This is a genomic window from Pseudoalteromonas shioyasakiensis, assembly GCF_001550135.1.
Classification (GTDB): domain Bacteria; phylum Pseudomonadota; class Gammaproteobacteria; order Enterobacterales; family Alteromonadaceae; genus Pseudoalteromonas; species Pseudoalteromonas shioyasakiensis.
On record NZ_LRUE01000018.1, the window covers coordinates 131,155 to 154,420 of the forward strand.

Annotated in this window: 20 protein-coding genes and 2 pseudogenes; 10 read left to right on the top strand and 12 right to left on the bottom strand. The window is 39.2% G+C overall.

What is annotated here, in order from left to right; all coding sequences use genetic code 11:
* Positions 1-29 precede the first annotated feature (29 nt).
* Both PASHI_RS14450 and zntR read right to left on the bottom strand, forming a co-directional pair.
* Positions 30-1,310 (bottom strand): SO_0444 family Cu/Zn efflux transporter, encoded by a 1,281-nt coding sequence (locus PASHI_RS14450; protein ID WP_062566141.1) that lies wholly within the window; start codon positions 1,308-1,310, stop codon positions 30-32.
* Positions 1,294-1,707 carry a Zn(2+)-responsive transcriptional regulator gene (zntR, locus tag PASHI_RS14455; protein ID WP_082401639.1) on the bottom strand — a complete coding sequence of 138 codons (414 nt, stop codon included), beginning with the start codon at positions 1,705-1,707 and terminating at the stop codon, positions 1,294-1,296. The genes PASHI_RS14450 and zntR overlap by 17 nt, the downstream gene beginning before the upstream one ends.
* Positions 1,708-1,801: 94 nt before the next feature.
* Between zntR and PASHI_RS14460 the strand changes: the two genes are divergently transcribed.
* Together PASHI_RS14460 and PASHI_RS14465 are read left to right on the top strand one after the other, a co-directional pair.
* On the top strand, positions 1,802-2,746 hold the full coding sequence (locus PASHI_RS14460) for a D-2-hydroxyacid dehydrogenase (RefSeq protein ID WP_062566142.1): 945 nt from the start codon (positions 1,802-1,804) through the stop codon (positions 2,744-2,746).
* A gap of 163 nt (positions 2,747-2,909) precedes the next feature.
* Complete coding sequence (locus PASHI_RS14465) at positions 2,910-3,290, top strand: DUF3192 domain-containing protein (protein ID WP_054562759.1); 381 nt, start codon at positions 2,910-2,912, stop codon at positions 3,288-3,290.
* Positions 3,291-3,327: 37 nt separating this feature from the next.
* On the opposite strand, the gene PASHI_RS14470 is transcribed toward PASHI_RS14465, so the two are convergent.
* The 3 genes and pseudogenes from PASHI_RS14470 to PASHI_RS14480 form a co-directional block, all read right to left on the bottom strand.
* On the bottom strand, positions 3,328-4,251 hold the full coding sequence (locus PASHI_RS14470) for a GGDEF domain-containing response regulator (RefSeq protein WP_062566143.1): 924 nt from the start codon (positions 4,249-4,251) through the stop codon (positions 3,328-3,330).
* Entirely contained in the window at positions 4,220-7,648 is a 3,429-nt protein-coding gene (locus PASHI_RS14475) for a response regulator (protein ID WP_062566144.1), read from the bottom strand. Before PASHI_RS14475 ends, PASHI_RS14470 begins: the two co-directional genes overlap by 32 nt.
* Before the next feature lie 62 nt (positions 7,649-7,710).
* A pseudogene (locus tag PASHI_RS14480) lies at positions 7,711-7,968 on the bottom strand (PhoH family protein); the annotation flags it as partial.
* Positions 7,969-8,053: 85 nt separating this feature from the next.
* On the opposite strand from PASHI_RS14480, the gene PASHI_RS14485 reads away from it, so the two are divergent.
* The 7 genes from PASHI_RS14485 to PASHI_RS14515 all read left to right on the top strand — a co-directional run bounded on the left by PASHI_RS14485 (position 8,054) and on the right by PASHI_RS14515 (position 16,097).
* Complete coding sequence (locus PASHI_RS14485; protein WP_045979589.1) at positions 8,054-9,544, top strand: site-specific integrase; 1,491 nt, start codon at positions 8,054-8,056, stop codon at positions 9,542-9,544.
* Entirely contained in the window at positions 9,528-12,299 is a 2,772-nt protein-coding gene (locus PASHI_RS14490) for a hypothetical protein (RefSeq protein WP_062566146.1), read from the top strand. Before PASHI_RS14485 ends, PASHI_RS14490 begins: the two co-directional genes overlap by 17 nt.
* Complete coding sequence (locus PASHI_RS14495) at positions 12,296-14,380, top strand: site-specific integrase (protein ID WP_045979590.1); 2,085 nt, start codon at positions 12,296-12,298, stop codon at positions 14,378-14,380. The genes PASHI_RS14490 and PASHI_RS14495 overlap by 4 nt, the downstream gene beginning before the upstream one ends.
* On the top strand, positions 14,377-14,841 hold the full coding sequence (locus tag PASHI_RS14500; protein WP_016708220.1) for a hypothetical protein: 465 nt from the start codon (positions 14,377-14,379) through the stop codon (positions 14,839-14,841). The genes PASHI_RS14495 and PASHI_RS14500 overlap by 4 nt, the downstream gene beginning before the upstream one ends.
* Positions 14,842-15,063: 222 nt before the next feature.
* Complete coding sequence (locus PASHI_RS14505; RefSeq protein WP_016708221.1) at positions 15,064-15,441, top strand: MerR family transcriptional regulator; 378 nt, start codon at positions 15,064-15,066, stop codon at positions 15,439-15,441.
* A 60-nt stretch (positions 15,442-15,501) separates the two neighbouring features.
* Positions 15,502-15,891, top strand: coding sequence for an organomercurial transporter MerC (gene merC, locus PASHI_RS14510; RefSeq protein ID WP_016708222.1), 390 nt, complete (start codon positions 15,502-15,504; stop codon positions 15,889-15,891).
* Positions 15,892-15,944: 53 nt separating this feature from the next.
* Positions 15,945-16,097: a GDCCVxC domain-containing (seleno)protein gene (locus PASHI_RS14515; RefSeq protein WP_478212422.1), complete on the top strand. Its 153-nt coding sequence runs from the start codon at positions 15,945-15,947 to the stop codon at positions 16,095-16,097.
* A 1-nt stretch (position 16,098) separates the two neighbouring features.
* Here the strand turns inward: PASHI_RS14515 and PASHI_RS14520 are convergent.
* The 7 genes and pseudogenes from PASHI_RS14520 to cadR form a co-directional block, all read right to left on the bottom strand.
* Positions 16,099-16,660: pseudogene (locus PASHI_RS14520) on the bottom strand (manganese efflux pump MntP).
* 51 nt (positions 16,661-16,711) lie between these two features.
* Positions 16,712-17,443 carry a Qat anti-phage system TatD family nuclease QatD gene (qatD, locus tag PASHI_RS14525; protein ID WP_062566148.1) on the bottom strand — a complete coding sequence of 244 codons (732 nt, stop codon included), beginning with the start codon at positions 17,441-17,443 and terminating at the stop codon, positions 16,712-16,714.
* Complete coding sequence (gene qatC, locus PASHI_RS14530) at positions 17,440-18,774, bottom strand: Qat anti-phage system QueC-like protein QatC (protein ID WP_062566149.1); 1,335 nt, start codon at positions 18,772-18,774, stop codon at positions 17,440-17,442. Before qatC ends, qatD begins: the two co-directional genes overlap by 4 nt.
* The gene (locus PASHI_RS14535; protein WP_016708226.1) at positions 18,767-19,654 is read right to left on the bottom strand and encodes a hypothetical protein; all 888 of its coding nucleotides are present in this window, start codon (positions 19,652-19,654) and stop codon (positions 18,767-18,769) included. The genes qatC and PASHI_RS14535 overlap by 8 nt, the downstream gene beginning before the upstream one ends.
* Before the next feature lies 1 nt (position 19,655).
* Complete coding sequence (locus PASHI_RS14540; RefSeq protein WP_082079326.1) at positions 19,656-21,416, bottom strand: KAP family P-loop NTPase fold protein; 1,761 nt, start codon at positions 21,414-21,416, stop codon at positions 19,656-19,658.
* An 11-nt stretch (positions 21,417-21,427) separates the two neighbouring features.
* Positions 21,428-22,003, bottom strand: coding sequence for a recombinase family protein (locus PASHI_RS14545; protein ID WP_062566150.1), 576 nt, complete (start codon positions 22,001-22,003; stop codon positions 21,428-21,430).
* 131 nt (positions 22,004-22,134) lie between these two features.
* Positions 22,135-22,524: a Cd(II)/Pb(II)-responsive transcriptional regulator gene (cadR, locus tag PASHI_RS14550; protein WP_016708229.1), complete on the bottom strand. Its 390-nt coding sequence runs from the start codon at positions 22,522-22,524 to the stop codon at positions 22,135-22,137.
* Positions 22,525-22,606: 82 nt separating this feature from the next.
* On the opposite strand from cadR, the gene PASHI_RS14555 reads away from it, so the two are divergent.
* Complete coding sequence (locus PASHI_RS14555) at positions 22,607-23,260, top strand: cation efflux transmembrane domain-containing protein (protein WP_016708230.1); 654 nt, start codon at positions 22,607-22,609, stop codon at positions 23,258-23,260.
* Positions 23,261-23,266 lie beyond the last annotated feature (6 nt).

The following is a 23,266-nucleotide window of genomic DNA, read 5'->3' on the forward strand; positions in this document are numbered from 1 at the left end:
TGTAGAAAATATATATCTATAACAAATAATTAAGCAATGCTCTTACCAGTTTGCGACGCCTTTTTTAATACCATTTTTAGCAGTAATCTAAGCATTAAAATTGCCAACACAATACCTGCCCCAAGGCTTAACCAATGTGGTAGAACTTCATGCTCTTCGCCCATCATCGGCGCCACCACAAAACCGTATTGCGCCACTAAATAATCGGTTAAAAAGCCAAATGCTAATGCAGTGCCAATCACCCCTATTAAGTAAGCAAATACCGCACGCTTGCCAAGCTCTTTACCAACCACACCAAGCGTTGCAATATTAGTTGCCGGCCCAGCTAACATAAACACTAGCACCGCCCCCGGAGACACACCACTGAGTAATAAGCCTGCCGCTATAGGTGTCGATGCTGTGGCACAGATATACATAGGAATACTGATTAAAATAACCACCAGCATCGCAAGAATGCCATTACCCCATTGGCTTAAATAAGATTCTGGTACATAAGTTTGAACTAGAGCCGCAAAAAATAAACCAATCATTAGCCAAATCATAGTGTCTTCAAGCAGCTTGTTACAACTAAAGCTCACCGCGCGTTTCAGTTTGCTAAAACGACTTTCAACGGCTTTAGTTGACTGCTCAGTGCTACAACAGCTTTTCTGCGAAGGTGCTGCTTTTTCAGTTGCGCAACTGTGTTGCGGCTCCTGTGTTGGTTGCGATTCTTTGCTACTACAACAACTTGTTGTTTTAGCAGGCTCAAGTTCTTGAGGTGATTGCTTACTACAACAACTTTGTGCGGGCTTAGTAGATGCCTCTTTGCTACAACAACTCGCTGTAGTCACAGGCTCAGGCTGTTTACTGCTACAACAAGATGTTGATTCTGAGTCTTTTTCATCTGATGCTGTATTTTGATGCTGATGAAGTTCACTGTCTTTCCCCACTAATACACCGGCCACAATGGCACTACACACGGCGGCAATAGGACGTATTACCGCCATAAATGGACCTAGTAACACATACGAAACCGAAACCGAATCGACCCCAGTTTCAGGGGTTGAAACTAAAAATGCTGTGGTAGCACTTTTTGACGCCCCTGCCCTTCTTAAACCAATGGCCGCAGGGATCACACCACATGAGCACAAGGGCATTGGGGCACCAATAAAGGCTGCTTTAACTGTGGTCCATAACCCTTCTTTGCCTAAATGCCGGTTAAGAAAGTTAGCAGGCAAATACACATTGAGAAGACCAGCTATGAATAAGCCCAACATTAACCAAGGCGCTGAAAGTAAAAACAGATGCCAAAAATTATTGAGTAAGTCCATCGATATCCTCCAGCGTCGTTAGTATTGAACAGTTTTCAGCAGGCTCTTCTCCGCCACAACATTTATCTGCTAATAATGATAGTGAGTCATAAAAGCGAGTAAGCTCTGCAATTCGCTGTGCAACGAGATCACGTTTTTGTATCGTCATCTCTTTAACTTCATGGCAAGAATGCTGATCTTTATGAAACTTAATTTGCAGTAGTTCTTTGATCTCAGCCAGACTAAAGCCAACATTCTTTGCTCTGAGAATAAACGCCATTTGTTTATAGTCATTCTCAGAATAAAAACGATATCCCACGTCTGAACGCGAACTAGGCGTTAACAAACCATGCTTTTCGTAGTACCGTAGCGTATCTGTTGAGACACCCAACTGACGGGCAAACTCACCTATTTTCATCACCGTCTCCATTGTGAAGCGTTTATTTATTATGCTCACTATAAACCTTGGAGTACACCCCAAGGTCAAGCAATAAATTAAAAAAGGAAAGCACATGAATATTACTGTCCTTGATGCAGCGACATTAGCCAACACTTCGTTAGATGCCTTAGCGCAATTAGGTAAGTTAACCTGTTACGATTTAACCGCTCAAGAACAGGTTGTTGAGCGCTGCCAAGATGCCGATATCGTTATCAGTAATAAAGTGGTGATTGATCAGCACGCCATGAGCAAATTAACTAATTTAAAATTAATATGTGTTGCAGCGACAGGGACTAACAACATTGATTTAGGTGCAGCCAAAGAGCATAACATCGCAGTGACCAATGTCGCGGGCTATTCAACACCGAGTGTGGTGCAGCATACCTTTACTCTCATCACTAATTTACTGGGCAATACTCACAGATACATTAATGATTGCCAGCAAGGCTTATGGCAGCAAAGCCCGATGTTTTGCCGTTTAGATTACAGCTTTAATGAAATTGCCGGTAAAACACTGGCTATTGTTGGCTATGGTTCACTGGGTAAAGCCGTTGCCGATGTAGCACGCGCCTTTGGTGCCAATGTCATCATTAGTGAACGAAAAGGCCAAACGCCTCGTGAAGGTCGTGTTAGTTTCAATGATGCCCTAACCACGGCCGATATCATTAGTGTTCACTGCCCGCTAACTGATGAAACACGCAACCAAATCGCTGCGGCAGAATTAAGCATGATGAAACCGTCAGCTATTATTATTAATACAGCTCGTGGTGGGATCATCAACGAAGCCGATTTAGCTGACGCTTTAGCTAATAATATTATTGCCGGAGCCGGTGTTGATGTACTCAGTAAAGAACCTGCAGAGCAAGAAAACCCGCTGGCACTATACAAAGGTGCAAACTTATTACTGACCCCACATATCGCATGGGCCAGCCAAGAATCTATTGTGCGCTTAGTTAACGAAATTGCATTAAATATCCAGGCATTTAATCAAGGCGAAACACGTAACAGATTGGTCTAAATCGCAACTTATTAGTCAATAGAGCTAAGTAGTTAGTAATTTATTACTTAGCCCATTGACTAAAAACAACATAAACAATTGATTTAGTTACAATTTATAAGTTTGGCAAGCAGTTTGCTATTATGTGAATAACTATAAAACAATTTCTTCGGGATAAAATAACATGAAAAAAGCACTTCTAATTGCCGCGCTAACTGCTCCATTTTTAACTGGTTGTGTCATTGCTGTTTCTGACGGTGAAGCCGACACACATTGGGCAGGTAATTCTTCTAGCTGGCAGAAACAGCATAAAAATAATCGTGAAGTGATTTCTAACCTAGCATTAGATACGAGCTACCAAACTGTATTAAATAAACTAAATACACCTAACTTTACCGAGTTATTAAAGCAAGGTGATGATGTTTACCAAGTATTATTCTATGCAACGCATAGTATTCACTCTGATGGCAAGATGACTAAAGACGAGTGTACGCCACTCGTATTTAAAAATGATAAGTTAATTGGCGTGGGTGATACGATTTATAAATCACTTAGCAATGGTTAATTAGCATATTTAAGTTCTGTAAGTAGGCAGTTATTGCCTACTTATGTTCGCTCACCGCGATCATTCTCGATACTATCTGATCTCGTCCGGCATCTTTAGCCTGATAAAGACCTAAATCAGCTTCTTCTAGTAAGGTTTGTTCTGCATAAACCTGACCATTTTCTGTGGTCGCAATACCAATACTAATTGTGACATGGTCGGCATTTAGCGACGCTTTGTGTGGGATGTTTAAATCATTCACCGCATTGCGCAGTTTATTTGCAAACGACATAGCTTCTTTAGCTGAAGTATTGGGTAACACCGCAGCAAACTCTTCACCACCATAACGAGCAACAAAGTCACTGCCTCGTTCACACGCCCCAACTAAGGCATGAGCAATTTGTTTTAAGCAATCATCACCTGCTCGGTGACCATAGCAATCGTTGTAACGCTTGAAGTGATCAACATCCATCAATAACACAGATAACGGGGTTTGATCTCGACGGCAACGACGCCACTCTCGCGCTAAATTTTCATCCAAATAACGTCGGTTTGGGATCTCTGTTAAGCCATCAATTGAGGCGAGCATTTCGAGTAAGTCATTTTTTTGTTTGATCAGCAGCTGATTGCGCACTCGAGCACGCACAATAGCAGCACTAAATGGTTTAGTGATGTAGTCCATCGCGCCTAATTCAAGGCCCTTCGCTTCATCATCATGACTTGTATTGGCTGAAATGAATATTACAGGCAACATACTGGTGGTTGCGCTTTCTTTTAGCTTAGTAAGCACTTCGTAGCCGTCAATGCCGGGCATTACAATATCCAAGATCAACAAATCAACAGTTTGCGTTTTTAAAAACGTTAGTGCTTTTTCGCCACTCTCAACACAAAAAACATCATAGTCTTGCTGCAATGTTTTCTCTAATACCAAGCGGTTTAACGGATCGTCATCAACAATCAGTACCTTGGCTCTTTTCAACATCAGTAGATCCTTGTTCGATGATAAATGCGATGACCTGTTTTATTTGCCACTGCAATTCATCATTTAATTGTTCGGGCAGTTCGCCATCTGCTTTAAGCCTAGCTTCACATAGCTGAGCGCACGCTGACAATCGCTTAAAACCAAGATTTCCGGCTGACCCTTTAACATTATGAACCACACGGACCAACTCATCGGTAGTTTTTAATGTAGAGATTTGTAATAACTGCTCTGCTGCCATAGTCGCAAACTTCGACAACATAGTTAATACTAACTTAGTATTGTTTGCAAACTGAGACAGTATAAAAGCTTGATCAAAAAAGACTTCTTTTTTGTTATCAAGTTCACTCATTGCTAAAAACAATTTACTGGCAACGATCGGTTTAGTTAAATGCTTATTCATACCCGCCGCGATTGAATGCTCAATATCTTCGCTTTCACTGTGCGCAGTGAGTGCGTAAATCGGCATTTGCTCTTTGGTGAATGACTGACGAATAATACGCGTTGCCTGACAACCATCCATTTCTGGCATCTGAATATCCATAAAAATGAGATCGGGCCTTAAGCTATTTGCCAACTCAATGCCTTTTTCACCACTATGTGCACACACAACGGTGACATCAATTTGCTCTAAAATGCTTTTAATAATGCTTAAATTAAGCGGGTTATCATCCACAGCCAGCACTAACATGCCTGATAAATCAGTACTAGAAGGCAATGAAACCAGTTCTTTTTTCACAGGCTCTGCGGCTTTATCAAGCTGTAAGCAAAAGCAAAATTCACTGCCTTTACCTTTTTCGCTTTCCAGCTTAATTTCGCCTCCCATTAGCGCAACTTCGTACTTAACAATCGCTAAGCCTAAGCCAACCCCCTGATGAGAGCGCGTTAATGATTCATCACCTTGAGTAAATGCATCAAATAAGCGGCTTTGATCTGCCTTGCTAATACCAATACCGGTGTCTTTAACAGTAAAGCAAATGAGTTGCTGCTCAGCTGACTCTTCCACCAGCATTAAGTTTAATGTCACTGTGCCTTGCTCGGTGAATTTGGCAGCGTTTGTCAGTAAATTAGCCAGTACTTGCTGCAAGCAAATTTGATCACCCACTAAGTTATCGCTAATGCTTTTATCGCATTCGACTTTAAATTCGATATCTTTATTTGCGCATAAAGGGGCTGTTATTCCCTGACAGTAGTCGATTAAATCAGGCACACTAAAAGGGGCTTTATTAAGTTGTACTTGCGAGCTTTCAGCGCGGGCAAAGTCAAGCATACGATTCAATAAAGTAAGCAAGCTATTGGCTGCTGATTTTGCTTGTTCGGCATGATTACGCTGCGGCTGTGTTAAACCTTGCAATGCAATCACGTCAATTAAGCCTAGTACAGCATTGAGTGGTGTGCGTATTTCATGACTAAGGTTTGCAATAAAGCGGCTCTTAGCTAATGTAGCCCGCTCTGCGTCATCTTTTGCTTTTACTAAATCCGTCACATCCTGTACATGAACAACATAGTAATCAGGTGTTTGCTCAGCATTCCAAACTAATGACACACTAATTTGTAGCCAGCGCTGCTGCTCTTGTTGCTCAAGACTAAAGTGATAAACTTTTTTCTTCTCATGCAACAGCTCTGTCAGGGTATTTTTTAACGTCTGATAAGACGTCTCGGCAAATAAGTCTATTAATTTAAGATCATTGGCATTTTCAATTACAAAGATTTTGCGTGCTGCTTTATTTGCTTGCAGCACCTGATCGTCAAGAGATACCAACAGCACCCCATTTGCAGCATATTCCATGGCACTGCGTAATTTTGCTTCGGAGCTTTGTAATGCATTGAGCGCATTATGCTGCTCGGTAATATCACGACCAATCGCCATGGTGCCGAGAAATTGCTGATGCTCGTTATAAAATGGCACGATGCTAAATAGATAACTGTTATCTTCTGTGGTCAATCTTTTTTGATAAGCTTGGCGGTCTTTGAGTACTTGCTTTTCAAGCTCGTTTAACTCGCCATTATCATCGCTAATATCACATAATTGCTGCCCAACTAACTTCTCTTGTGGCAAGCCGATATAGCGCTCATACGCCTTATTACAGCCTAAAAATGAACCATCAATATTCTTAAAATAAATGAGATCAGGTACGTTATTGAGCATGGTATTTAATAGCGCTAAGTGACGCTCTTTCGCATCAATACTACGGCGTAATTGTTTTGATTTTACCTGTACTTGCGAATCAAGCGCTTTATTTGCCTCTTGTAACGACTGAACGAGCTCTTCATTACGGCTAAACACCTTTTTCACACGGCTGAACCAAGGCTGCCAATCAACAGGAATACGATAATGAACTAACGCTTGTTTGCCTTCATCATGCTGCTCAAGATAATTCATTAAGTGCGTCATTGGTTTTACAAAAATACGCTGACTTAACCAAAAAACAGCGCTGAACATCATCACTAAAAACACACTCAAAAATGCGAATTCTAAAAAAATGTCGTAGCCTACAGGTTCACTCAGGGCTTGCTTTGATTCATAGAAACGAGTGTAAATAGGTAAGTTGGTTGCTTCTTGCACTAAATGACTGTGGTTATTCTTGCTCATATCTACCGCGATATTTGGCCAATGCTCGCTAGCACTAATGGCAGTATTAAGTGCTGTTTTTGAGCTGGCAATAACTTGGTTATCTTGATTGATAAAAATATACTCACCATAGTTAGGCGCTATTTTTTTTAACCAGTTAGAAATTGCTTTAAGGTCATAAATCAACACGATGTAATCACGACTATTGGCAGCTCGTTGCTTGCCAATAGCAAAGTAAGCATGACCATTAATCGTCAATACAGAACTCGAAGCAAGCTTGTTGCTATTTATTGATAAAGGTCGAAATTTGTTATCTAACACACTGGTCAGAAATTCACTTTTTGCTGTGCTACGGCGCTTAATATAAACAAAGCCTTGCTCGTTAACATAAGCAACCGCCTCTAAAGATTGAATTAGCGACAGCGTGGTATTAAAAGAGGGTCCGAGGGCAATAACTCGTCGCCATTGATTAATTGCATAAGCGGTTGAGGCAAACTTTCCTTGCCCGACTATCTCCCCAACTCCATCGCCAACACTTTGGTAATAATAGTGATCAAACTGGTTCACATTGCGTGCCCAACTAGGATCAAAATCATATGACAGTGGCTGCTCATAAAGCTTGAACATGGTGTCTATAAGGCCATCTGCGGCACGCATAGCATGGCTAAGCTGAGCTGAAATATTATTAAAACCGTTTTGCCTGCTCTCTATCGCCCGCTCAAGTTTTAAATTATATAAGTGTAAACACAAAAAAAACGCCACCAGCAGCGGCACAATAAGTGCCACTGCTAAAGAGCGATAGTAATGCTTTAACGGTAAAAAATTCACTGGCTTATAAGTACCTTACCTCGATAACAGCTAGGTTAACGAGGCATAGGAATACTGGCAAGTTATAAATTTTCTTCAGCAAAGCTGGCTAAGCGGCTACGTACCACACCGTTTAAATTAACGGTAGCACTGCCCTGAAAATCTTTAAAACGTTCAACAATATAGGTTAAGCCTGAGGTAACTGGCGTGAGGTAGTTACTATCAATTTGCGCTAGATTACCTGAGCAAATGAGTTTAGTGCCTTCACCGCAGCGAGTAATAATGGTTTTCAGCTGTGAAGCGGTTAAGTTTTGACTTTCATCCAAAATCACCCCCGAATTGATATAATACTATCATACCCTTAATAAACTTGAACAAAAAAGTTTTTACACACATACTCTAGCTAAGAATCAAAGGTGAACGAAAATGATACTTCGAAATACAACAAAAACTAAAATAATTAAAGCATCAGTCAACTTTGGAAAAGGAATGTCTTTTCACCTCGATAAATCAGGGCAACCTATTAAGACTGAAAAAGGCATCAGAACTCACTCATATAGGCACGATAAAATAGAACCTAATTTTCCAGTGCTATATCACCCGACTCGCTTCACCGAATGCCAAGAAATGAACTTATTTTTAATGCACCGCTTTGAAGGTCATTTCAGTCTCAAAAAGAATCAAATAGACAATGAGGCTTTTAGTGACGCTTATCATGCCAGCCAACCGGGAAAGCCATTAGATGTTAAGTCTGTTTGCAGTATAGCTAAGCACTTAAAAGCTTTCTTAGATTGGTTGGATAAAGATGATGCATCCTATTTTGAAGTAATAACTGCACCACTTTCAAAACAATCTGTAGATGATGATATTTCTAGGTTACCTGTGTGGAGATATCACAAACATTTATGTGAAAGAGTCGAAACCAAAGATAAGTCTAAACGCATAAGCTTTAACAGCGCTCAAGAACGAATTAGAGCTGTTAAAGCATTCTATATATGGAGCCATAAGCGCGGGGCTATAGATAGCCTCCCCTTCTCACTTGAATACAAACAGGTACGTATTAAATCGAAAGCTAAATCAAGTGTAAGTTCATTGTTTCAATTACCTACTAGCAACACACGTTCTGGAGGCTTATGGAAGTGGGTTAGTAATTTGAGCATTCCAAATACATTGAAACAAAAGGAAGACTCACCCGAAAAAGATCTACAACCATATTCTCCAAAAGAACTTAAACAGTTGCTGGAGACGGATACGGCTCAAAAAGAGACTTATAAGCTTTATTTGCAATGTGCTTTGCTAGGTGGACTTCGTTCTTTTGAGATTTCAGCCATCGACCAGAAAGACCTTTTTGATCCTGATGAAAAAGAAAACGAGAAACGTATTCCAAAATTGAACATTGTACGAAAAGGACATAAGCCAGTGAGATTAACAATAGCGCGAGTTCTAATGAAGCTTTTGTACAATCACACTTTGACAATTCAAAATATGAAGCGACGTACCAAACATGAGACTAATCATGGTATGGACAATAGTGAACATCCGCTTCCTTTGTTTATGAATAGTTCAGGATCGCGGATAAGCGAAGATACACCGGGGAATACTATTTCCATAGTTAGAAAAGAACAAAGGAAGCAGGGATTAGAAATACTATTACGCACATTCCATGACTTACGCGCTACCTTTGCTACTTATGTCGCTAAATACCTAATTGACAAAGGTGAATCGGAGAGTTCCATCAGACAGACACTAATGACCTTGATGAGTCACGAAAGTTTTAAAACAACCAAACGTTACATCGACTTTGCCAAAAGTGTAGCAGTGGATGCATACGGAGCAATGTCAGAGTGGGTGAAAGATATCTACGGTGATGTTGACGAATTACTGATGCGTGAGGCTGAAGATGCAGCAGCAAGTTAAAACGCGGAAGTCCAATCGTATTCCTGCTAGATTTAAACCTCATTCAATTGTTCTAGCCAAACAGTTAGACGTTTTATTTAACAGGGCATATGACAAAGAAAACAATATTAGCGCAGATGACGACACTGCTATTTCAATGAGTCGCTTGCGGAATGCTTGTGTCAGTTTACAACACACTCTTCCTCTAGCCCTTAATAAGGTTAGTACAGATACTGCGACATCAATTCAAACTTCGGGATTAAATGCTCTATCAGACTTTGAAATTTGGCAAGAACTGGAATACTTTTGCATTAATGAAATAAATGATGTCAAGCTACCTAGTTATGCTACTCGTATAGAAGAAGCCTTAGAAAACTTAGCTAAGTTTCATTTTTATGATAACGCTATCAACGCTCCTTTTAGGCTAGTAAATGGGGCTACTTCAATCGACATAACTAAATTATTCGAACTTGAATTCCATCAAGTAAAAGAGATTCGTAAATTACTAAATAAATATCTGGACTATCTCGTCCTTCCAGAATTAAGCCTCAAAGATTCTTCTATTGGGGACAATATCCTCAAAACTGCGACAGCTATTATAAATCTTTGTCTACATGATACTTTTAAGAATACTGAACGCGTCAAACTGCCATTATTGGCAACATTACAGGATAGGGAATTCGTTTCATCATTTATATGCAATCACAACTTCCGTACTTTTTTAAAATTTATACTACCCGATGTGTGGGGTAAAGCTAGAGTCAATCAATTTAAAACTGAAGCCGAAGTAATAGGGTATGCACAAAGCATATCATCCAAATTTGGCAATGAAGTTGATGCTTTTTTGAAAAATCAGATAGCAAGCGCTTCGGAAGCTAATACAACAAGAGTTAGATCCTCAACTTTATCATTTCCAAGGTGGTTGAATAGTGCTGGTAGCGTAGCATCACCAATAATTAAGCTGCTTAGTGAGCGTGGAATTCAAGGGTTTGCAGAAAATGGCCTTCAGGGATTTAAATACCTTTATAAGCATTACCAAGAAGAAACTCAAAATAACCAGCAGTTTTTACTGCTACTAAACGCTGCATTGGACCTTTACCACTTTGTTACGGGTGAAAAAATCGCAAAGGAAAGTTTATTACCCTACTCATTGGGCTATTACCTTAAAGAAAGTGACACTACCGAATGGCAGAAGCATGAGTGGGTATATGACAATGCCTATAAATTTTATCAAAACCTAGTCGAATACCATAAAGTTTTTACAAAGCGAATTGATGGCGAGAGCATAGGTATCGTCACTCTCAAAGGTTACATAGGTAGTATGGCTAGAGCATTGAAAGAAAATGCATCATCATTAACAGATGAACAAATGAAGCTTATTGCCAGTCATGGGGTTCATGCTTTTGTTGAAAATAACTGTGAGATACTAAAGGCTATAAGAGAGGCAATTCAACTAAAATCAAAACAAGGCGATTTGTCGGTTTTTGTTGGTAATCAATATCAGAGCGCTATCGACAAATTACTATCGTTTTATGGTCTAGATACTATTAAAAGCTTTCCGGTCAACACCGAATTAACTGCACAACATCAAGAGCAACTATCTCAGAATCAAGATAAACTCTACTCATATAGAGAAGTAGTAGAATTAGCATATTACATAGAAAAAGGGCTTTCTGAGACCTTACTCACAATTAAAGACAAAGTTACACTTTATGCAGCAAAAGTCATATTGAAAACTGGTTGGAATTCAACTCCTACGCTAGAGCTTGATACTGACGACTTATTTTTCTTTAACACGCCATTACATTCAAGTAAAACTCCTGCTCTTCGTTTATTTAAACGCCGAGCTAATTATCAAACTCAATGGCATAAATTTGAAATTAAAGCCGAAGATCTAGAAAAAGAAGGCGTCTTATACGGCGACGTTGTCGAACCAGTAATATTTGATATTAAGGCTGCGACTAGACTTACGTCTATTTACCGCCCTTCTATTGAGAACCTATCAAAAAGAATTTTTGTTTTTCCCAAAGTAAATAGTATTGGAGAAGTAAAGATTCAATTATTAACAGCATCACGTTTCAAGACCACTATAGATAGGATATTGACTGAGCTTGGGTGTGATATCGTATTTAATTCGCAAAAGATCAGAAAATCAGGGCTTAACTACATTTACCGAAAAGTTGCCAAAGAATTTAAGTGGTATCAAAAAGCTGGCAAGCACTCTTATGAAACGTTCTTGCGTCATTATTTAATGCAAGATAACAAAGATGTTGCAATGACAATCAACAGAGCGACAAAAACAATGGCAGACTATTTTGTTCGCGATGTTACCGACAAAGTAATCATTTTGCAGACTCCACCAGAAGACGGTAAAAAAGTCCCGAATGGCACATGCATTAACTCAAAAGATAAATCCGCAGTAGTGGCATTCGAATCTCAAAACAGGAAATTATTAGACCAGCGAGATACAAACGAGCATGCATGTGCCGACTTTAACGCATGCTTGTGGTGTCCGTTCTATCGCTGTGTTGCTGACGCATTGCATGTTTGGAAACTTTTGTCATACCGGGATTTTGTTGTTGCTGATATGGAAAACTCAGCCGCAACATTTGACTCTGTAACAGAGCAACTGGAAAACATAGAGCAGTTGAAAAATAGAGTTAACGAAATATTAACTGATATTGCCAAGCTTAATGCTCAAGCTGTGATTGATGGAAAAGAATTATTGAGAACAGAGGGTATTCATCCTCATTGGAAAAACACAGGTTTGCTATGACCAAAGAGATAACTAAAACAAAACTACTTGATATCGCTGTTGTAAAAACACATACAGGTCAAATCACTATAAAACCTTTGGTTCAGGTGTTAGAAGATTTTAAAGTTGATGATACTAGCGCTTTTAATTCGATTGCTTTGTGGGAAAACAGAGCATTGAATATTGCTAAACATGGCACTATTCACTTTGGCGATGACACTTGGATAAGCTATGAAGAAACGCAAAGAAATGTGAATTTTAAAGGTGTTGATGAATTAGCATATCAAATTCGAATTTATTCACTAATTAAACTCACACATGGTGATGTTGTAGGCGGTAAACCTCTAAAAATCTCTACACTTCAAAATGATGTAACGTATCTAAATTTAATTGCAGCCTTCTTAAGACAAAGAGGTTATCACTCATTTCATGAGTTGGAGTTCAAATCTGACTTAGTTATTAGGAATCTCATAAAAGACTATTTATATGAAGTCGGGAAAATAGCTATTTACAGACAATCACACTCATTTACTAAACTATTTGACGTGCAACGAAGCTTTCGTCTTTTTGGCCCTAAGGTGTGTAGTGTTTTTATTAATGTGCTTAACCAACTAAACGAGTTACACCATCCGAGACCAGTCACTTATTCGCACCCTGTCATTCCTACTAAAGTAATGAAAAAAATTCTGAAGTTTGCAGAAAAAATAGTTGAAAACTCTAAGGATAAGATAGAACGATGGCTAGAATTAAATGCACGCTTAATAGATAGTTTACATGAAGGCTCCATTGAACCACCGCCCAAAATGAATACAGGTGAGCTAATAGCAAAACATGTAAGAAACTTACCCAATGAAGAGGAATTCATTCAATTATCCGAAGAATTAGAAGATTTAAAATTAGCCACATACATTAATATCTTGGCCTATACAGGTATGAGATATAACGAAGTACTTACATGCAAGGTTGGCTGTGCCAATTACAAAGATGATATTTATTACATTACGGCAATTATGACCAAAACCGACAACAGTAAGGTTGAGATGGAATGGTTTTCAAACGCTGAAGTACATGAGTGTGTTGGTATTTACGAAAAATATGTGATCGGTATGCAAGAAAGGGCAAAAGCTGTACTTTCTTCATGCAGAGCCAATATAACAAGTAGTCAAGCACACAATTTGAAAGAAGGGTTAGAAAGAAACCGTCTTTTCGGGGTTTCACATAGTAGCTGTAGTGTTAGTTTTAGCGATGCTGGGCGATTCACAAAATTTGAGGTTAAAAACAGTGAAAACATTGAGCTTTTTGACTTAACTCTAGACGATGATGATATAGCAGAGCTTGAACGCCTTGAATCTAACTACAAAGAAGTTAGAGGAGAGAATAGAGGTGTCCCATACGAAGAAGGCGATACGTTTAGATTAACCGCTCACATGTTTCGACATACGTTGGCCTACTTTGTCATTGCCAATAAATTAGGTGAGCTTGATGATATTAGATATCAATTTAAACATTTAACTAGCCTAATGACGTTTGTTTATACTCGAAGAGCATTTTTGGCCTCAACAACTTTAATTAAAACTACTGAAGAGTTTAATGAGATTTTAATTGACCGTGTTGCAGAAGAGTTAATAGATGAAGCCGAGTCACAATCACTTAAAGGTGGTGCTGGTGAGCAAATTAATAAAACATCTAAAGATCTGATAATAGGTATTACTGATAGTCAAAGTAAAGATTCGACTGTGATTAAGCAGATCCATTTCAGTTCAATTGAAGAACTGAAAAAATTTCTCGTCAAAAATATTAAAAACATACGTGGCTTACCTACGGGGTACTGCACTGCGGGAGAAGCTTGCAAGATAAAAGGAGCAGGAATCCCTAGTGGCTGTGTGTATTGTGGTAGTAAAATCATTACCAAACGCCACAAGGTCAATTGGCAAATAATAAAAAAAGAAGCAACGCAGAAACTAGAGGCATATGCGGCATTAACCAAAGAAGAGCAAGAAGATTACGAGCTATTTGCTATTCACTGGAAAAATAATATAGCAGCAGCTGACTATGTATTAGATGAAGGCAAAGCGCATACAAACCAAGGAGAACAAGCATGAGTAGCGCATACGATGATATAAAACGTGCTTTTGAAGAGATGAAATCTGATGGCAGCAAGATAACCAAAAATGCAGTAGCAACGAGAGCTAAAAGAAATATTGCAAATCTATCTAAAGAAGAAGAAAAATGGGTAAAGTTACGAGAAAATATTGAAAAAGCTCAATTAACTTGGGAAGAAAAAAATAAAGATAATTTAATAAAACAACTCAGAACAAAGGTAGCCGAACTAAAAAGCAAGCTTGCTAAAGAAAAGCAAAAAAACGAGATTGACCCTAAGGAAATCGATAAGGATTTTGAAAAGCTACTGGTGCGATTACAAGAAATGTACGCTGAAATAGATAAGCTCAAACTGATTAATGCTGATTTAAAAAATCAACTTCAGCACTCAGGGCAACATACAGAAATAAGAGTGGATACGTCTACTGGTGAAATTATTGAATTAGTTTCAACGAAACAATAGATTAGATGTAGTAGCTCATATCTCATCTTACAGTTTTGTTGATTAGGTTTAGACTTCACCTGACAGGCAGCAAGAGCGAACAAGAGACGGTCAGAGTGATCTGGATATGTGAACTTAATTCTACAAAGCGGACGCTTAGCGACCCCGTTCATGCAATAAAATTGAGTTTAGGCAATCCGCATTAATTGTATAATGATGTCTCTGCTTCTAAAGAGTATGTTTATGAGAACCATTGGAAAACTGGCAAAAGATTTAGATATCAATGTTGAAACGATCCGCTTTTATGAGCGCCAAGGTTTAATAGAGCAGCCTCCAAAACCCGAATCAGGTTATCGAAAGTATGACGAGACACACGCTAATCAACTCAAATTTATTCTGAAAGCTAAAGCATTAGGGTTTACGCTGAAAGAAATTGAATCACTGATGTCACTAAGTAGCAGTTGCGCTGATATAGAATCGATGGGATTGCAAAAACTTAATCTCATCCGTAATAAAATTGCTGATTTACAGCGGTTAGAGAAAGTAATTCAAGATATGACAGATTCTTGCAAGGCCAATCAAGACCCTCAATCCTGCCCGGTAATAAATTCACTTAAATAGCTATTGACCCCGTACTTATGTACGGAGTTTATACTACCTTAAAAATTGAGGTAGATAGTTATGATCAATAAAATTCTAGATAAAGTAGGTTCTGGTGGCGTTTGGCTAGCCGCCCTTAGTTGCACAGCATGTTTTCCTGCGCTCGGCTCATTGGCATCTGCGCTTGGGTTAGGTTTTCTTTCACATTTTGAAGGGATAGCGGTGAACACCTTATTGCCATTATTTGCTTCACTAGCGTTGTTAGTTAATTTCTATAATTGGTATCAACATCGAGAGTCATTAAGAGGCATTTTAAGTGTCATTGGCCCAATTGCAGTATTGCTGACCCTTTATCCTTTATGGCAATACGACTGGAGCACTTACTTATTTTACTTTGGGATCATTTGGATGGTCGTAATGTCTATTTTAGATATTGTTAAGCCCATTAAGGAACCAGTATGCAAGGTATAGAATTAAAATCTAAGATAACTTGCCCTGAATGTGGATTTAGCAAAGTTGAAACCATGCCTACAAACGCTTGCCAATGGTATTACGAATGCGAAAGCTGTAAAGCACTACTTAAACCGTTCAAAGGTGATTGTTGCGTTTACTGCTCTTATGGAACAGTTAAGTGTCCTCCTATTCAAGAAGGCAATGCATGTTGCTCAGGTAAGTAGCCTAGTATTCGGTGGTTCTGTGCCAACCAAGTAATATCTTAAATGCGATTGCGATTAACACTAAACCACCAAATAGTTCAGCTTTAGACTCCAGCCATACGCCACTTCTTTCGCCGATATTCACACCAATCTAGCTAAAGGCAAACGTCGTGACGCCTATTATCAAGCAAGCTACGGCTATGTCTACCTCAAGCAATGTGATTGCATAACCTGCCGCCATTGCATCAATACTGGCGGCAATAGCAAGAACAAATAGCACACGATGAGTAACATTAGCAATATCTTCTTCAATTCCTTCAGATTGGGACTCATAAATCATTTTTGCCACCGATAAATAATAGCAAAATAAAAGCTATCCAAGGTGCATAATCTTCAATCCAAGATGATCATCCTTTACCGCTGTAATAGCCTAAAAGAGGTATAAAGCCTTGGAAAAATCCAAAATAAGCAACGGCTTTAATAAAGAGTTTTTCAGCATTTGCTACTTTTTTAGAACCTAAGCCTATGGATACTGCAAACACGTCCATACTGAGTGCTATAGCTAATACAAATACTTCAAACAAATCGATTAAACCTGAATAAAATTGTTATAAGATTACGTGACGTATAATTAGTTACTTGACTGATGTTAAACACCTAAGGTTTGCTGACAGTTGCTCAATTATCGAAGCCTTATTTTTACACCAAATTTCAGCCAGATATTCAGTAACAGTGCCAACACTTGAAGGAAACAGAATATTCCCCGCCACTTTGGCGAAAGGGCCATCAGTTTCGAGTAAAATCCTATCTTGAGGTATCCACGATATTACTTTTTTAGCTCTGGCTGAAGTAAGCATGGCTGGCCCAATAGAAAAGAAACAGCCTAGCTCGACGGCTTCTAGAACTTGCTTCTTAGTACCTAAAAACCAATGAAGAATAGAAGTACCAGCATCGGGGTATAACTTAAGTTGTTCAAGTACTTCACCTGTCGCATTAAGACTATGGATAGTTAATATTTTGTTATCAAAGCCTTCACATTTTTTCAAAATATGCGTAAAAACCTCTAATTGATCATCAAAGTAATCAGCATAACCTTTTGAGCCATCCAGCCCAATTTCTCCAATATATCTAGTTCTATCAACTAGCTTATCGAATAGAGGTAGTTCATTTTTCCTTAAATGAGCAAGTTGAGGGTGCAGACCCAAAGCCGTTTTACAGTGTTTTATGTCACTTGTTAACTGGACAGTACCTTCAAAAGCTGACGGCACCGTAGTTACTGATAGCACGTAATAATTACTGCTTTTTATGTCGTTCAATACCTCTTGATAATCTGGATATAAATCAACATGGCAATGAAGATCCATCATGATGATTTATCCGCTTGGAGAAATAATTCAACCTCTGCCAATCCTCGCTTAATAGTTGATTCTAATTTTTCTCGTATATCTTTTTCTTGTGGTATTGGTCCTGACTTTCGAAGCCAAGAACGATAGTTATCTGATTGTTTCAATCTAATAATGGCAGTTTGAACCGCTTGGAGATCATCGCGAGTATCTTTTTCTTTAATAAGACCTCTCAACCGCTTTGTCTTGTATGGCGCATCTTGTGTAAAACCAGCATGAAAAACTGACGCTCTTCGAATAAGGCAAGGTACACAATGCCCACACTGTTTATGCTCTCTGTGCCAATGACTACAAGAAACACTCAGAGGAACTGCTTTTCTAATTGCGTCTTGATCAACACATTCCGCTAACATTTCACCTTTAGTTTTGAATTGATAGGGGTTTACAAATTTGACATGAAACCCAGTGTCTCTAAGCAAAGATTCAAGCCTGCTTAGAAAATTAGGATGAGTAGTTCTAGTACTATGGCTACCAATCCGTCTTCTGGTAAGCGGTGGATTTATAGAAATATAGCCATTCTCAGGGACGACAATAGTTTCAATACTGCTATCGCAATTAGCATTTCTTAAGGCTGATATACCAAGTACCGCCATAGCTAGGAAGTTGAAGCTTCTTCCCCTCATGCTAATGTCAGTTTTACCTTCTAACTGCTTGATAATATGAGGAGACATTGAATAGGGCAATTCGCCGAATGGCGGGGACAATAATTGCTTAATATCTTCCTGTTTTGCGCCATCACCACGATAAGCGTGACTAACCAAAAGCGGTTTTAAGGCTGACTCTCCGTTTAAAATGTCAATTGCACCAACTGCGCTATCAAGACCTCCTGAAAAAAGGCAGACTGAGTTGAGTCCAATTAATGATTTTGCTTTTGCTTTCGCTTGCTCACTTGTTTTAGGAGTCGGCATCGGCATAGTTGTTTTTTCAAAAGTAAACTGCCATTGATCGCCCGTTAGAAAGTTGAGCAAAGAACTTAGTTCAGGCTCAACAGTATTCCACATATCCTCATCGGTAACAGGAACATGCAAGTGCATTTTTCTAGCCCATGCATTTTCTGCATTATCCCTCAATTCAAATGTATCAGCGGCGGTAACGGCGGTTGCAATTGTTATCAGATCTATTGCATCAGCATCTACATGCAATCCTAAATCACGAACTGTTTGTAGTAGTTGTTTTGACACTAAGCTGTGCTTAGTGATGTCATTTTGATGCGTGTGAAACATTTGGACAGGATGACAGTCTTCAGAAAAATCAGGCAAGTTAGCTGGGTCATGGTTAAAATAAAAATTAGTCATCAAAACTCTCCCATTCATCCACTGTCATTGCAATTGCATCAGCTTGAATTTTAGTAATATTTTCCTTGCTAATAGTACTAGGGTTGCCATTAGTTACTTTGTCTAACTGCTCTTGTGTGATCACTTTTATTAATTCCCTTAATTCTACTTCCATTTGATGATGCTTACTTGCAGGCTCAACATGAAACCAAGCTCTGCCCATGCCTTCAACCACATCCTGAAAAATAAGATCTGTTAAATAACAGCCTATGGCTTCTTGAATAACTTCGTCAGTAAAACTGTTTGGGTCAAATTCTTCTGTATCGGGTAATGCTTCCTCTAGTGCGTAATCCAACGCAACTCTTACAGCATCCGAATCGGCATTATCAGGTGCCAAATGACTAGCAATTTTGTCAATTGCTTGGTCAGTCGATAACCCAGTTAGATCACCTAATGATAAGCTTTGATTATTAACCGTTACGGTGTCGCCACGCATGACACCAAGCAATCCAGAACCAGCCGTTATACCGCTTGCTAGTCTCCGGCTTGTGCTTTTACCTCCGCCAGAGCCTTTTCTAGAGTAACTTTTTAATGAACGCCTTAGATCTGAGGTTGAGCCACCTGTTTGTGCATATTTACCAAATGCTCTTCTGGCGCTGGCAAACCTATTTGGAGGTGGCGTTGCTGTTGGCGAACCACCGATTTCTTGTTGAACCTTGTCATTGTCAATATCGTTGGTATGGTCATTCTGATCATCAGATTGATTGTTATCAGAACCAGTTTGATCATCCCCATCAGTACCTGATGCAGGCTCTATTGTGACGGGATCTCCTTGCTCTGCCCAAGATGGAATTAGCGGACTCTTGTTATTCGGTCCTGTAGACGATGCGGACGTACCCATATTACTTAATTCCCTCTAGTTCTTTTAAGATTGGATTGAGCCACCTTTGACGAGGCAAGCTTTTTAAGAATGTAAGAAGACTTAAGCAACATTTATCATCCTGCTTGGCAAGTAACACGGCTCCATAGATGCCTGTTGGTTTTTCGGTCCAATCACCAATCAACTTAAAGTTTTCAATCAAACCATCCATGACTGACATGTACTCTTCCTTCGGAGTTGTGGTAATCGCAGTAGAGTTAACGCCACTGACCCTTACCTTTTGCTTCATTAATTCTTCTACAAGTTTTTGAGCAGCTCCCGACATTACCGCATTAACAGCACCCATTGGAATGCTTTCTCGGCTAAGGTATGCCGCTGGGGTCAAATCCATCTCAGTAAACATTGGAGGTAATTTTGACCATTTATCAATAAAAGCTAGGTCGAGTTTCCACTCTTCAGGTAACTTTATTTCATCAAATTCAACTTCTGAATTTTCGAGATCCGCTAAAACTTTTGGATATCCGTTTTCCTTATCAATTAATTCATAAAGCTTGTTAGTAGCCTGAGTGCCTAAGCACCTCTCAAAAATTACCAGCTTAGTGATAGTTTTCTCGTCAAGCTGCATTCCTCGACGGTGAGCCGTTTTCTTTCTCATCTTAACTTGATTGAGTAATCGCTTAACTATGCGAGGGTTACCGTTAATGTTTGTGGATTCAGCTAATAGTGGAGCTAACTGTTCAGCAACTACAAATTTGCTTCTGAGTCCTGAATGCTTTTCGATATCGTGATCCTGAAGAAGCTCATCAACGGTAATTTGTGGTTGTTTCCAAGAAAGCCTTAATGATTCTTCAAGGGCACATCTTATCGCTTCTAACTGAGCATCTGTCACTCCGTGGTCTTGAGCGGTGAGCATCATTAAATATGCCCTTATCTCAAGAACACCGGGCCTTGGTACATGCACAGGAATTTGAATAAGCTTGTCTAAATAATCAGTTTGATGTCGTTGAGATGCACCTTTGTGATATTCAGGTACTGCCAAACGGATCATGTCTTCATCGGCGGCAATGACAAATGCGGTATTTGGTAAAAATAGAAATAATCTGATCGCCTCAAGTGTTGAAATGGCATTAAATGGAGAGCAGCGATCTAAATTATCGACATAGACAATAAGTGGCTTATCAAACTCCTTTAACAGATCAGAATATGCTTTTCGGAATTCTTTAATTTCTTTAGGAGGTGAGAATGATTTCTTATCTTTGATCAAACCTTTGTTTTTCTTCGCAACATCCTTAGCGCCATCGACAGCACCTTTTACATCATCAACATCAAGTTCACCATCGTCACCACCACTGAATAGTCCCATGATCTTCTGTATACCACCCATAGTCGGTATACCAGCTAATGCTGCACCACCATCCATTAGCAGTCCCATCAGTCTGATCTTATCTATTCGTCCAGCAAACTCTATTGCTTTTGCACTTAGATTTTTATCGTCTGCTGCTTTTTTTACTAAAGTAGATGCAATTGTTTCTAATAGCGCTGCTTTAGCGTCATCGTATCCTTGGAAAGTCCATGCATCGAAATGCACTTGTATATATTCTTGTTCATCAGTTTCCAAAGATGCTTTGGTAAGTTCAAGAATCGTGGATTTTCCAGCGCCCCAATCACCAAAGACACCTATACTAATAGGCATTAATTCCTTTTCAGTGATAAGATCTTTAATCGACTCAGCCGTTTCATTAAAGTTTAAGAAGTCAATTTTTGACTCTTTATCAGACCACATAACATCTCCTTTTATTTATTATTTTTTTGTTCCATTCTTTCAATAGTTCGATGAACCGTCGGGCGGCTAACAGAATATTTCTTCGCTAATGCAGAGATCGATTCACCATTTAATTTATCTTTATATAATTCTTTCGCTTGTTTGTCTGATAAAGCAGGCAACCTACCCATATGTTTGCCTTTAGCCTTCGCTTCTTCGCGACCTTCTGCGGTTCTGGCTTTTATAAGATCCCGCTCAAGTTGAGCGAATACTCCACATAGGTTGATCATGGCGGTGGCAAACGGATTATCATTTTTAGTATTGAGAGAGCCGTCGATAATATTTAAACAAGCCCCCTTTTTGTGGATACTTTCAATAGCCTCAAGAATAGACTTTAATGATCGGCCTAGCCGATCAAGGCGAGTAACAATTACCTCATCACCCTCCCTGATAAAATCGATGAGTTCCTTTAGCTTTTCTTCATTTCTAATGGAAGCACCTGACTGTTTTCCTTGAAATATTTTTTCACAGCCATGAGCGTCCAACTTGGACAGTTGAATATTTAAATCTTGCTCTTTAGTTGAGACTCTTGCAAAACCAACTTTCATATGTACGAAACCTGTAACTTTCGTACATCTTAACAATCAAGTGAACGAAAGTACATTAAATAAATTTCGTACATGAACGTAATAAAATATAGTTATTCGTACACAACACGGATAGAAAATGAATGACAATTCTAACTATCAAGTGACTTAATTATTCCACACGCTTCAATGGTGTTTTCAGTTGTACACAAACTTGCCATTTGTTGAAGCTCAGCTTTTAGTGCTTTGAGTTCTCTCATTCGATTGTTAACTAAGGCCAATTGTTGAGCAATGAGCTTATTAACACTTGCACAGCTTTCTTCTGGCTTATTTTTCAGTTCCATAAGGCGTTTAACATCTGTTAGAGGGATATCCAAACTTCGGCAATGCTTTATAAACTCTAATTCTTTTAAAGCCCGTTCACCGTATAACCTGTAATTCCCTTCAGTACGTTCAGGAGTTGAAAGCAACCCTTCTTTCTCGTAATACCGAATTGTTTGTATCGAACACCCTGTCGTTTTTGAAAGTTCACCTATCTTCATAAAACTTTAGTCCTAAATCTTGACTCTATAGTCACTATAGACTTTATAGTTAAGTTATCAAGCAAATAACTAAGGCCGTGCAATGAGTGGTTGTGGTTGCGAAGTCGAACTAAAAGATGCGAAACAAAAACATGTGCTGTATTGGTTGCTAGGTATTAATGCGGTTATGTTCTGCGTTGAGATTACTGTGGGCCTATATGCAAACTCAACGGCTTTGATAGCAGATTCAATGGATATGCTGGCTGACGCAATTGTCTATGGTATTGCTCTATATGCCGTGAGCCGATCTTTAAAGCATAAAGCCAATGCAGCCCTTATCAGCGGTTACTTTCAGCTGACACTCGGAATACTGGTAATCTTTGACATAGTAAGAAGACTCGGAGAAGGTGAGCCTCACTCTTGGTTCATGATCGGCTTTGGTTTTGTAGCATTAATAGCAAACGTCATTTGTTTAGTTTTAATCAGAATGCAAAGCAATGGTGAAGTCCATATGCGTGCAAGCTGGATATTTTCAGCCAACGATGTGATCGCAAACTTGGGGGTCATTGCTGCTGGTGTTTTAGTGATGCTACTTGATTCTCGCTGGCCTGACATTGTGATTGGTAGTGTGATTGCAACCCTAATTTTAAGAGGGGCTTACCTGATTATTACTGATGCGAAGAAAGAGCTGAGCAACGCAGAGTTAACAAGCGAAAACAATAGCTGTAGTGGAAGTAAATCAAAATCATGTTCTTAAAGGAGA